Origin of the sequence: Pseudomonas sp. LW8 (assembly GCF_041956865.1) — a bacterium.
GTDB classification, from domain to species: domain Bacteria; phylum Pseudomonadota; class Gammaproteobacteria; order Pseudomonadales; family Pseudomonadaceae; genus Aquipseudomonas; species Aquipseudomonas siliginis.
In genome coordinates, this window is sequence record NZ_CP168138.1 from 1,773,642 (window position 1) to 1,786,187 (window position 12,546).

Here is a 12,546-nt window from a genome sequence, read left to right on the forward strand (position 1 = left end):
CCTCTTTGTGGTCGTGTTTAGGTCGTTTCTTTCGAGTCGGCCCAGATATATAGATTACTTATGGCTGAAATTTTTTTGATTTTTTTTAGATTGATGTATTCGGCGAATTCTTTTTCGATAGTTTCTTCGTTGCAATACTTTCTATGCTTAGATGGTCGTTCACAAGCAAAGTTGTATAAGCGCCAAGTGTCGAATCCATTGATTTCACCATTAGGTCCATAGTCAAAATCTACGGTTCCTGTCGATAGATTGATGCGGCAGCCAATGCCGTGCAATTCATATTTAACGCCTCGAGTGACTCTCCCGCATCGCTTGATCGCCTTGGTATACCAGAGCTTTCGAATATCTCGAGTGCCAAATTTTCTTTCAAGTATCAACGTGCTGGAATCTACCATGGAGATAAAATCATTTATCAGGGTCTCCAGATTTTCACTTTGATCACTCATCTTCTTCTCCGGTGCTCCAATCTGTCGAAGCCTACATTATTTGCTGACTCTAATATATCTTCAATGCTTCTTAGAGATCCTTCGTACGCTTTCAGATTTGTTATGAGTTTAATCGTCACATTGGTCGAAGTTTGTCGTGCAGCTGCTGCGCGGTGGTGTCCATCCAGAATATATAAACTGCCGTTATGTTCTAGAACGTCAATGGGGCGTACTGAATTGAATCCGTCACGCATTTTGTCCTTATACCCATCTACTGTCCTAGTTGAGGTCTTACCCGCGATTGCATGTACTCGTTTCAGAGTGTTTGGATCTATATTGTGAGCAATGGCCGGTAGGTCCGGCTCCCCCTCATCAACCTTAACCCTATCACTCGCCCCCGGCACCTCACACCTAGGCTTATTCGGCGGAGGGCAGTTGGACGTCAACCCCAACGGATCCACCCACCCCGTCGGATTCGGCACGTACTGGTACTGATTCAACCCACCCGCGAGCTTCACCGGGTCCGGCGTCAAATACCGCCCCAATCTCGGGTCGTAATACCGATGGCGGTTGTAATGCAGCCCACTTTCAACATCGAAATACTGCCCCTGAAAACGCAGCGGTTGGTCGAGGTAGTCTTCGCCGGCGAGGGTGACGGCGGCGACTTTGCCGTAGGCGTCGTATTGCGCGGACCAGACGATTTCGCCGCTGTAGTCGGTGAGTTCCTGCGGGGTGCCGAGGTGGTCGAGTTGGTAGTAGAACGGGCAGGCTTTTTTCGGGCCTTTGCCGTCGAGCATCGCCAACGGGCGGAAGGTGCCGGGTTCGTAGAGGAAGCTGCGGTATTGCGTGGCGCTGCTTTCGGCGACGAGGTGTTCGCCTTGCCAGAAGAACTCGGTGACGGCGCCGTCGATTGTTTTGCGGATGCGGCGACCGAAGGCGTCGTATTGATAAGTGGCGGTCTGGCCGTCGGGGCGGGTCAGGCCGATCAGGCGGTGCTGGCAGTCGTAGCGGTATTCGGTGACCAGGGTCTGGCCGTGGCCTCGGCGTTCGCGGATCAGGTTGCCGAAGGCGTCGTAGTCGTAATGGCGGTCGCCTTGCATCAGCAGGCGGTTGCCCTTGATCTGCGCGGGACCGGGGCGGTCCTGCATCAGCAGGTTGCCCGCCGGGTCGTGGGCGAAGGATTCGGGCAGTTCGTCGCGTGAGTGACGTACGCGGATCAACCGGTCGAGGGCGTCGTAGCCATAAGTACGCTGGCCGTGGCGGCTGTCGGCAATGTGCTCGAGATTGCCGTTGGCGCTGTAGGCATAATCGCGGCGGTACAGCGAGGCGTGGCGATGGCCTACAGCGTGGGCGAGCAAGCGGCCCTGATCGTCGTAGGAGTATTCGCTGAGCAGCAAACCTTGCTGGCGTTGCTGTTCGCGACCGGACTGATACACATGCCGGGTCAGCGGCGTGCCGTTGAGGTCGATGGCTGACAGCGCACCGCCCTTGGCGTAGTGATAATCGAGCTTGCTGTTGTCCGGCAGACGCAGGCGTTTGAGCTGACCGCAGGCGTCATAGGCGTAGCGCAAGGTGCCCCAGCCCTGATGCTCGGTGATCAGCCGGTCCTGACGGTCATACTCGAAGGCCAGCGGATGGTTTTGCCCGTCATCAACGGCAACCAAGCGCCCGAGGCGATCATAGTCGTAGCGGACTTTGAGCCCATCGGGCAGGGTTTTGACCAGCAAACGCCCGGCCTTGTCGCGCTCATAGTGGGTGACCAGACTGGGGCCGAAATCACCAAACTCGGTCTTCTCCAGCAAATGACCATTGAGGTCGTAGACGTAAGCCGTGCGCCGCCCATCAAACCCGGTTTCCTGTCGGATCAATCCGGTCGGCGTGTAATCCAGTCGGTATTTTTCGCCCGATTCGTTTTCAATTTCGGTCAGCAACAGCCGCGCATGGTCATAGCGGTACTGCACGCGGGTGCCGTCGGGGTTGATCCGCCGCGAGACCAGATGCAGGTCGTCGTCATATTCGTAGCGGGTGATGCGCCCGAGCTCGTCGCGCTCAGCGGTGATCTGGCCGTAGGCGCCGTAGCTGTAGGCGCGCGTGCTTCCCGTAGGAGAAGTCGTCAGGATCAGTCGGCCGGCCGCGTCCCACTGCTGACGACTGACAACACCAAATTCGTCATGGGTGGTAATCCGCCGTCCCAGCGCATCGTAGGAAAAGCGCCGCACGCCGCCATCGGGCAGGGTTTCTTCGATGAGCTGGCCGAGCTCGTTCCACACCCAACGGTGGCGGCTGCTGTCCGGATAACGCAGCGACAGCAATTGCCCGCGCAGGTTGTAGTAGTAATGGGTGACCTGGCCGGCGGGATCGACCGCTTCGGTGACGGCGCCTTCAGCGTTGCGCCGATAGATCCACACCGCATCACCACGGCAACGCTTGTAGAGAAAGCCGTTGCGGTACTCGTAGGACGTTGGTGCATCGTCCGGCGGAATCAGCGCGATCAGCCGTCCGACCTCGTCGTAGCGGTATTCGGTAACCGCGCCCAACGCATCCTGCTCGGCGATCAAGCGCCCCTGCTGGTCATAGGCCTTGAGCTGCTCGCCACCATCGGCCGCGACCTGCCGTACCAGCCGCGCGCGCTCGTCGTGGACGTAGACTTCTTCGGTGCCGTCGACGTAATGCACGGTCACGCTGGCGTCTTCATCGTTCCAGACGTAACGGGTGTTCATCTGCGAGAACGACGCCCAGTGCCTCACACAGCGGGCGGCTTTGCCCTCGCGCTGCCACTCCCAGAAGAAGCTCGCACCGCCGGTCAACTGGCGCTGGAGGATGACGTGGTGGTCGTCGTAGTCGTAGCGCTCGCTGTCGCCGACCGCGTTGGTCGCGATCAGCAGGCGTTGCCGGGCATCGAAGCTGTAGGTGGCGAGGTTTTGCTCGGTGATCCACTCGCCCTGGACGAACACCTGATAATCGATCGCCACCAGTTGCGCGCGGTCATAACGCAACAGCAGGGCGCGGCCGGCGCCGTTGTCCAGACGCTGAATGCGGTCGGAGCGATCGCGTTGCAGGGTCAGACGATTGCCGTAGACATCGCTGATCGCCGTCAGCCGGCCGGCGCGAAAGTGGTAGAACCGCGCGCTGTCGCCGGCCAACGCCAGGATCAATTCTTCCGGCTCAGCACCGAGAAAAATCGCCGCCCGCGACAGGCTGTTGTGGATCGCCGGGCGCGCGACATTGGGCAGGGGAAAACGGGTGCGGCGGTTTTCGTGGTCGATCCAGATCACGCCATCGCCGTCGAAGGCCAGGCGATGGGCCAGCGTGTGGCTCCAGCCGAAACCCAGGCCGATGTCGATCTCGACTGCGCTGCTGCGGTACAAGCGGGTGAACTCGAAGGGCAGCACGCCATCAAGCACCGCGTCGGTCAGGGTCAGCAGTTCTTCGCCGGTGACCATCGACACCGGGCAGCCGTTTTTGCAGGTATTGGGGACGCAGTCGGCGGCATCGCCGTTGGGGTTTTTCGCTTGATCGGGGACGTCGTCGTGGGGCTCGTGGCGCTCAAGGCGCGCCATGCCCTGGGATTTTTCCCGCGCGAGCGGCGCCGGATTCGGCACGCGGAGCACCACCGCGTCGGCCTGACGAATGTTCAGCGGAATCGATGGCGTCGGCTTCAGCTCCACTTCGCGGGCATGGAACATCAGCGGCTTCAGCGTGCTCGCGTGCTGTTTGAGTTCCGGTGTCGAAGTCAGCTCAGCCAGACGCAAGGCTGAGGCGGCCAGCCACTCCCGCGCCCTTGGCGATTTGATCTTCGCCAGGACCTTGCTGCTCAAACGCAGCGATACGCCGGCACCGCCCGCCACGCGCATCAACAGGAAGCTGATCAGCAACTCGGTGCGAACTTCGGCCACCACCTCGGCGAGGTATTGCGGCGGCAGCATTTTTAGCCAACTGGTGAACGCGGCCAGATGAATGAACAACAACGGCTCGTCGCTGAGCATCAACAAGGCGTTGGCGATCGCTTCGTTTGAAGCGGCAAGCAGCGCCTCGAGTTCGACTTCGCTCAGGTATTCGAGGAGCTTTGCGCTGTGCTCCTGCAGATCGGCAAGTAGGGCGAACAGCTGTTGAATGTCATCCCAGACGCCATTCAGGGCTTTTTCCAGGCCGCGCCAATCGGCCCGCTGCAACTGCCCGTAACGATCAAGAAAACCGGCGCTGGAAAACTCCGTCCACTGCGGCTGGAAGCCTGTCCATTCGCTGCGCAGCCAGCCTTCAAGGCCGGCAATGACCCCTTCATATGAGGCATACAGGGCGCGGACATGGGCGGAGGAAACGTTGGGAAAGAAGGTGACGCGATAGCGCTGGCCGCGCATGCAATCGGTCACCTCGAGGATCCCGCTCGGGCCAATGGTGTAGCGCTTTGGTTCGCCGAAGGTCAGCACGCCGTCGACGTCGCTGAGCAGCGGTTCGAGGGTCACCGGGGTGTCGCCGATCGGCACGAAGCGCGCTGCTTCAAACAGATGCACCAGGGTCAGCGGCCCGCTGGCCGGACACATGACCACCGATGAGCTGACAGGTGCGCGCGAAGTGATCGGCGCGCTCAGTTGTACGTCATTGCCAACCTTGAACACCTGCTCGATGTCCAGCGCCGTCCCGGTCCAGAACTGCTCGGCCCAGGCGTCGTAGTTGTTCAGGCACAGGCGGAACTCGTCGATCAGCGCTTCAAAATCTGGCTGCTTCGGATTCAGGGCGGCCACCACCAGCAGTCCGATGCTGTTGTTCAGGGCCAGGAGCTGATCGGGTTGAAACATTCGCAGTCGCTCGCGCAGATGAAGAAACGGGAGCGCGGACTTTGCGGGGGATCAAAAAGGAAAGAAGTCGGGGAAGTAGGCAGTGTCTGTAGGAGTTTTCGCTAAATGCGAAAAGGCGTCGATGGCATTGCCCGTTGCTCAATGTCCATCGGCCTCGCTATGCTGCTGAACCCATTAATCAGATCCGCGTTGCGGCACGTTGCCTGTCGCCCGGGATGTCTTTGTTAACGGATCCGATGATGAATGCACCGCTGAAGACGTTCGGCCCGATCAAGGCCGTGATTTTCGATATGGACGGTTTGCTGCTCGACACCGAGGGCATTTACACCGAGGTCACCTCGCTGATTGCCGGGCGCTACGGGAAAACCTTCGACTGGAGCGTCAAGCAGAACATCATTGGTCGCGGTGCCAATGATCTGGCCAACTACGTGGTGCAGGCGTTGGAGTTACCGATCACTCCGGAAGAATTTCTGCAGATCCGCGAGCCGCTGATGCGCGAGCGTTTCCCCAAGGCGCAAGCGATGCCGGGGGCCGAAGCGCTGGTGCGTCACCTCAAGGCGCACAACATCCCGATCGCAGTCGGCACCAGTTCGTCGCGCCAGTCGTTCGGGCAGAAAACCACCTTGCACCGTGAGTGGTTTGCGCTGTTCGATTTCATCGTCACGGCGGACGATCCGGAAGTCGGCGCGGCCAAACCGGCGCCGGATATCTTCCTCACCGCCGCCCGGCGCCTGGGCATCGCGCCCGGGGATTGTCTGGTGTTCGAGGATTCGCCGTTCGGCGTCACCGCCGCGAAAGCGGCAGGCATGACCGCAATCGCCATCCCCGACGCAGCGATGGCTGATGAGAAATATGCTCACGCTGACGGCATTATCCGCTCGCTGAAAGCATTTATGCCCAGCGCCTTTGGCTTGCCGACGCTGGAACTGGCTTGACCGTCCGCACAAAAACGCCGTCCTTCTTGTAAAGAAGGGCGGCGTTTTTCTTGCCGGTCTGTCAGGCGCCGAAACCACCGTCGATGGTCAGGCTGGCACCGGTGATGTAACCGGCTTCCGGCCCGGCCAGGTAGGCGACGAAGCTGGCGATTTCATCGGCGGTGCCGTAACGACCGACGGCCATCAGCGGGATCAGGCTGTCGGCGAATTCGCCATGGGCCGGGTTCATATCGGTGTCGACCGGCCCAGGTTGCACGTTGTTGATGGTGATGCCGCGAGGGCCGAGATCGCGGGCAAGGCCTTTGGTCAGGCCGACCAGTGCCGATTTGCTCATCGCGTAGACACCGCCACCGCCGAAGGGCATGCGGTCGGCGTTGGTGCTGCCGATGTTGATGATCCGCGAGCCTTCGCCCATGTGTTTCGCCGCTTCCTGCGAAGCGATGAACACGCTGCGCACGTTGATGGCCAGGGTCTGATCGAAGTCTTCGAGTTTGAAGTCTTCCAGCGGCGCGATGGCCAGTACGCCGGCGTTGTTGACCAGAATGTCCAGGCGTCCAAACGCTTCGACGGTGGCGCTGACGGCGTGGCGAATCGCGCTGGCATCGGCGCTGTCTGCCTTGATCGCCAAGGCTTTACCGCCGTTGCCGGTGATGCTGTTCTGCAGTTCTTCAGCTTTGGCGGCGGAGCTGACGTAGGTGAAAGCGACAGCGGCGCCTTCAGCGGCCAGACGTTTGACGATGGCCGCGCCGATGCCGCGCGAACCGCCTTGAATCAGAGCGACTTTGCCGCTGAGGTGTTGAGTGGTCATGTTCGATCTCCAAGTGTTCAAGGCGGAATGCCTTGGTGTTGGTGCCGAGTATCGGCCTGGCATCGACAACCGTGTAGACCATGATTGCTATAGTCTGTGTAAACCAGAAGTTTATAGTGGCGATCATGGAAACGTTCAGCAGTATCGAATGCTTTGTGCGCAGCGCCGAAGTCGGCAGCTTTGCCGAAGCCGCGCGACGCTTGAGCCTGACCCCGGCGGCGGTGGGCAAGAGCGTGGCGAAACTGGAGGCGCGGCTTGGCGTGCGGCTGTTCCAGCGTAGTACCCGCAGCCTGACGTTGACCGAAGCGGGGCAGCTGTTTTTGAATGAAGTCGGCGCCAGCCTGACCACCATCCAGAATGCCGTGGCCAATCTGGCCAGTGCCGGCGGGCAACCGGCCGGCACGCTGAAAGTCAGCATGGGCACGGTGTTCGGTCGTCTGTATATCGTGCCGCTGCTCGGTGAGTTCTTGCGGCGCTATCCGGCGATCAACCCGGACTGGCATTTCGATAACCGCCAGGTCGACCTGATCGGGCAGGGCTTCGACGCAGCGATTGGCGGCGGCTTTGAACTGCCACAAGGCGTGGTTGCGCGCAGGCTGACACCGGCGCATCGGGTGTTGGTGGCATCAGAGGACTATCTGCAAAAACATGCGCCGATCAGCCATCCCGATGACCTTAGGCAACACGACGGCATTCTGATTCGCTCACCGCAGACCGGGCGCGTGCGTTCCTGGCAACTGACTCACCGCGATCAGCAACACAGTCCGCTGACATTGCGGACGCGGATGACCATGAGTGATTCCGAGGCGGCGTGCGCGACGGCGATGCAAGGTTTGGGCATTGCGCTGGTGAGCATGCCGTTTGCGGTGCCGTATCTTCAGGCAGGGACGTTACAGCGAGTGCTGCCGGACTGGTTTGTCGATGACGGCAACATTTCGATCTATTACGCCGAGCACAAATTGTTGCCGGGCAAGACCCGGGCGTTTGTGGATTTCGTGATTGAACAGTTTGCTGAGCAGGGGTTGGCGCGGCGGTTTAGTGCTAGTTGAGTAGGGCTTGGGACCGAGTCGTTTGCATTCGCGAGCAGGCTCGCTCCCACAGGGAGACGCGGTGCAAATGTGGGAGCGAGCCTGCTCGCGAAAAGGGCAACTCGGTCTATCGAGCAAAGCGCTCCGCCCAACCAACAATGTTCTTCGGCCGTGGCGTCGCATAAGTGCGCACCTTGGACGTCGACAACTTCAAACGCACCAGCGACTCGGCAATCGTCACCGCCGCTGTCACGCCATCCACCACCGGCACGCCGGTGCGCCGGCGGATCTGCTCGTCCAGCCCGGCCATACCGCCGCAGCCCAGGCAAATCACCTCTGCCTTGTCCTGGGTCACCGCCAGTTCGGCCTGCTGCACGATCGCTTCCAGTGCGCGCTGCGGTTCATGTTCCAGCTCCAGAACCGCCAGACCACTGGCGCGCACCGAGGCACAGCGATCCCACAAGCCGGACAATTTCAGCCGATCCTCGATCAGCGGCACGGTGCGATCCAGCGTGGTCACCACCGAGTAGGCATGGCCGAGAAACATCGCGGTGCTGGCCGCCGCGTCAGTGATATCTACCACTGGCACGTTGAGCAGTTCCTGCAAACCTTCGCGGCCATGTTCGCCGTAGCCGGCCTGGATCACCGCATCGAAGGGTTGATCGTAAGACATCACTCGATCCATAACGGCGATGGCGGCCAGGTAGCTTTCGAAATTGCCTTCAATCGATTCGGCGCCGAAGTACGGCGTCAGGCCGACGATTTCGGTACCGGGCGAAGCGACGGCCTGCGCCGAGCGGGCGATGGCGTCGGTGATGGATTCGGTGGTGTTGACGTTGACCACGAGAATACGCATGGAAAATCCTTATTGCGGGCAGTGGTGCGGCCCGAAAACCGGGCCGCGAAGGGATCAGTGGCTGACGTTATCCACAGCGATGCATTCACCGCTGACTTCGGCGTAATGGGTCTGGCGCTTGGCGATGATCAGGTAAAGCATGCCGGCGATGCCGGCACCGATCAGCCAGGAGAACGGCGAGACGCTGTGGAAACCGGGCACCAATGCCAGGACGATGGCGATCAGCGCCGCAGGAATAAACGCCGCCACCGCGCGGAAATTGATGCCGCGGCTGTAGTAATAAGCGCCGTTGGGGTCTTCGCTGTAGAGCTGCGGCACATTGATCCGGCCTTTGCGGATCAGCCAGTAGTCGACCATGATCACCCCGTACAGCGGGCCGAGCAGGGCGCCGAGGCCCGACAGGAAATACACGATCACCAGCGGGCTGTTGTAGAGGTTCCACGGCAGGATGAGCACGGCGATGGTCGCGCTGATCAATCCGGCGCGGCGGAAGGTCAGGTACTTCGGCGCCAGGTTGCTGAGGACGAACGCCGGGGCGACGAAGTTGGCCATGATGTTCACCGCAACGGTGACGATCAGAAAAGCCAGGCAGCCGAGCACCAGAAAGAACGTGTTGGGGATCGAAGCGATGATCTCGGTCGGGCTTTCGATGATCCGCCCGTTGATCTGGAACTGCGCGCCACAGAGCAGCACGGTAATCGCGGCGAATACCAGAATGTTCACCGGCAAGCCCCAGAAATTTCCTACCTTGATGGTTTTGCGGCACGGCGAAGAACGGGCGAAGTCGCAGAAATTGAGGATCAGCGTGCCGTAGATCGCCAGCCACAACGCGCCACCAGCAAAAATGTTGCGCCACATCTCGCCCCCGGTCAGCGGCTCGCGGATCGACCAGGCAATGGTCGCGTTGGCCTGGAAGTACATCCACCCGGCGAGCGCAGCTACGGTCAGCAGAATCACCGGCCCGGCAAATGCCTCGTAACGGCGCACCATCTCCATGCCGTAGGCGAGGATCGCCAGTTGCACCAGCCAGATTGCTACAAAGCACACCCAGCCCAGACTGGACAGGCCCAGAATTGAGTCGTGATCGTATTCGGCAAAGCCGGGATGGACGGCGGTCAGCAGGACGCGGAATACCACCGAGGCGAGGTACGTCTGAATACCGAACCAGGCGATGGCGATAACCGCCCTGATCAATGCAGGAATTTGCGCACCGTGGATGCCGAAACTGATCCGGCTGATCACCGGGAACGGCACCCCGGTTTTCTGTCCCATGTACCCGGACAGGTTCATGAAGAAGTACACCAGCGCCGCGCCGATCCCCAGCGACAACAGAATCTGCCAGCCGCCCAGACCCAGTGCATACAAGCCGATGGCGAACGAGTAGTTGGCGATGTTGTGCACGTCATTCGTCCACAGGGCGAAGATGCTGTACCGGCCCCAACGTCGGCCTTCGGCTTTGGTCGGCGCCAGATCGCTGTTGTGCAGACGCGGGCTCAGTTGCAGCGGCTCGCTCAGTCCGTCATCGGGTAACGGTTGATCGAGCGTGGAGGAGGGCAGATTCAGCGCGATGTTATTCGAAAGACTTGTACGCATTCCGGCAGGCTCCTGACGTTCACTCCCGCGATGACTGTGCATGAGCGCTCAGGCTCGACAAATCTTCGTCGCGACGGTGAAGGCATCACTGGTTACGGGGCATCTGCAGCCTGTACGGCATAGGGCGCTTCAGGCTTGCGGATCGAAAGTGAGCATGTTTTGCGGTTTTGTATACAAAACATGTATGCGATAAAGCCAGATTTATGCCAGTTATGAATCTATGGGCAGCCACGTTCATTTCGAATAGTTATCGATGCAGCATAAGTCGCTGAAAAACCGGCGATATAAATTGATCGATTGGACAGGAATTTTTTTCAGGGGAGGGAGTTTGCAGAGGGGCTAGCAGATGGGGATTCTGCTGGGGAGTGTAACTTTTCAGGGCGTCAGAACTGAAAGTGCACACATAAATGGCACCGATGGTGACAACCTTGTGTACACCTTTTGCGTGCCTGGCACATATCAATGTGGGAGCGAGCCTGCTCGCGAATGCGGTGGATCAGGCAACTGAAACGTTGACTGGAACTGCGCTTTCGCGAGCAGGCTCGCTCCCACAGGTCTTTCTATAAATGGGGGATCAGACCTTGCTCTTGCTGATGATATTCCCCGCATGCAACCCGCATTCTTTCTGCGTGGCTTCTTCCCACCACCAGCGGCCTTCACGCTCGTGCTGGTTCGGCAGCACCGGGCGGGTGCAGGGTTCGCAGCCGATGCTGATGAAGCCGCGTTCGTGCAGGCTGTTGTAGGGCAGTTCGAGCATGCGGATGTAACCCCAGATCTCCTCGCTGGTCATCTGCGCCAACGGGTTGAACTTGTACAGGGTGCGTTCCGGTGTCGAGAACGCCGTGTCGATTTCCAGCACCGCCACAGCGCTGCGGGTGCCCGGGCTCTGGTCGCGGCGCTGGCCGGTGGCCCAGGCTTTGACGTCGGACAGCTTACGGCGCAGCGGCTCGATCTTGCGGATACCGCAGCATTCGCCGTGGCCGTCCTTGTAGAAACTGAACAGGCCTTTTTCCTTCACGAACGGTTCGAGTTTCGTGTAGTCCGGCGAGACGATTTCAATATCGATCTTGTAGTGCTCGCGCACCTGCTCGATGAAACGGTAAGTCTCCGGATGCAGGCGGCCGGTGTCGAGGCTGAAGACTTTGACGTTCTTGTTCAGCTTCCACGCCATGTCCACCAGCACCACGTCCTCGGCGCCGCTGAAAGATATCCACAAGTCATCGCCGAACTCGGCGAAGGCGAGCTTGAGGATGTCCTGGGCGGATTTGTTGGCATAGGTCGTGGCGAGTTCCACGACGTCGAACGTTGGGCTCATCAGGTCGGCTTCCTACAGGTCAGTGGCGCTCGGGCGCTCTATAGGGGGCCGATGGTAACAAAAAGCTGCCGCGGCCGGGGCGTCCTCTGCGTTGCGCGCCTCGGGTGCAGACGCTAGAGTTCGGCCTCGCTTGACTCAAATAATCACTATAAACGGGAGTGTCTTGTGGAAATTGCTTGCCTGGATCTTGAAGGGGTACTGGTACCGGAAATCTGGATCGCCTTCGCCGAAAAAACCGGAATCGACGCCCTCAAGGCCACCACCCGGGACATTCCCGATTACGACGTATTGATGAAGCAGCGTTTGCGCATCCTCGACGAGCACGGCCTCAAGCTCTCGGATATTCAGGAAGTGATCGCCACGCTCAAACCGCTGGACGGCGCGGTGGAGTTCGTCAACTGGCTGCGCGAGCGCTTTCAGGTGGTGATTCTCTCGGACACCTTTTATGAGTTTTCACAGCCACTGATGCGCCAGCTGGGCTTCCCGACTCTGCTTTGCCATCGCTTGATCACTGACGAAAGCGGGCGGGTGACCAGCTATCAACTGCGTCAGAAAGATCCCAAGCGTCAGTCGGTGCTGGCGTTCAAGAGCCTGTACTACCGGGTGATCGCGGCGGGGGATTCGTACAACGACACGACCATGCTCGGCGAGGCGGATGCGGGGATTCTGTTTCATGCGCCGGACAACGTGATTCGCGAGTTTCCGCAGTTCCCGGCGGTGCATACGTTTGAAGAGCTGAAGCAGGAATTTCTCAAGGCCTCTAATAGAGAGCTGAGTTTGTAGTCGTCTA

Annotated in this window: 9 protein-coding genes; 3 read left to right on the forward strand and 6 right to left on the reverse strand. The window is 59.7% G+C overall.

The features are described from left to right. Positions 1 to 17: 17 nt before the first annotated feature. Together AB9L16_RS08110 and AB9L16_RS08115 are read right to left on the reverse strand one after the other, a co-directional pair. The gene (locus AB9L16_RS08110; RefSeq protein WP_056784098.1) at positions 18 to 446 is read right to left on the reverse strand and encodes a DUF6896 domain-containing protein; all 429 of its coding nucleotides are present in this window, start codon (positions 444 to 446) and stop codon (positions 18 to 20) included. Beyond that, entirely contained in the window at positions 443 to 5,221 is a 4,779-nt protein-coding gene (locus tag AB9L16_RS08115; protein ID WP_375123336.1) for an RHS repeat-associated core domain-containing protein, read from the reverse strand. The genes AB9L16_RS08110 and AB9L16_RS08115 overlap by 4 nt, the downstream gene beginning before the upstream one ends. Before the next feature lie 239 nt (positions 5,222 to 5,460). On the opposite strand from AB9L16_RS08115, the gene AB9L16_RS08120 reads away from it, so the two are divergent. Further along, entirely contained in the window at positions 5,461 to 6,156 is a 696-nt protein-coding gene (locus AB9L16_RS08120) for an HAD-IA family hydrolase (protein ID WP_056784114.1), read from the forward strand. A gap of 61 nt (positions 6,157 to 6,217) precedes the next feature. Here AB9L16_RS08120 and AB9L16_RS08125 read toward each other — a convergent pair whose 3' ends face one another. Then, positions 6,218 to 6,964 carry a 3-oxoacyl-ACP reductase family protein gene (locus AB9L16_RS08125; protein WP_056784118.1) on the reverse strand — a complete coding sequence of 249 codons (747 nt, stop codon included), beginning with the start codon at positions 6,962 to 6,964 and terminating at the stop codon, positions 6,218 to 6,220. 125 nt (positions 6,965 to 7,089) lie between these two features. Here AB9L16_RS08125 and AB9L16_RS08130 point away from each other — a divergent pair, with 125 nt between their 5' ends. Further along, a complete protein-coding gene (locus AB9L16_RS08130) occupies positions 7,090 to 8,013 on the forward strand; it encodes a LysR family transcriptional regulator (RefSeq protein WP_375123337.1) in 924 nt (307 codons plus the stop codon). A 106-nt stretch (positions 8,014 to 8,119) separates the two neighbouring features. On the opposite strand, the gene AB9L16_RS08135 is transcribed toward AB9L16_RS08130, so the two are convergent. The 3 genes from AB9L16_RS08135 to AB9L16_RS08145 form a co-directional block, all read right to left on the reverse strand. Then, positions 8,120 to 8,848, reverse strand: a complete 729-nt coding sequence (locus AB9L16_RS08135) for an aspartate/glutamate racemase family protein (RefSeq protein ID WP_041479158.1) — start codon at positions 8,846 to 8,848, stop codon at positions 8,120 to 8,122. Between the two features lie 54 nt (positions 8,849 to 8,902). Further along, positions 8,903 to 10,441, reverse strand: coding sequence for an NCS1 family nucleobase:cation symporter-1 (locus tag AB9L16_RS08140; protein ID WP_375123338.1), 1,539 nt, complete (start codon positions 10,439 to 10,441; stop codon positions 8,903 to 8,905). Positions 10,442 to 11,015: 574 nt separating this feature from the next. Beyond that, complete coding sequence (locus AB9L16_RS08145) at positions 11,016 to 11,756, reverse strand: phosphoadenylyl-sulfate reductase (protein ID WP_041479156.1); 741 nt, start codon at positions 11,754 to 11,756, stop codon at positions 11,016 to 11,018. A gap of 165 nt (positions 11,757 to 11,921) precedes the next feature. On the opposite strand from AB9L16_RS08145, the gene thrH reads away from it, so the two are divergent. After that, positions 11,922 to 12,539, forward strand: a complete 618-nt coding sequence (thrH, locus tag AB9L16_RS08150; RefSeq protein ID WP_252869072.1) for a bifunctional phosphoserine phosphatase/homoserine phosphotransferase ThrH — start codon at positions 11,922 to 11,924, stop codon at positions 12,537 to 12,539. Positions 12,540 to 12,546: the final 7 nt, after the last annotated feature.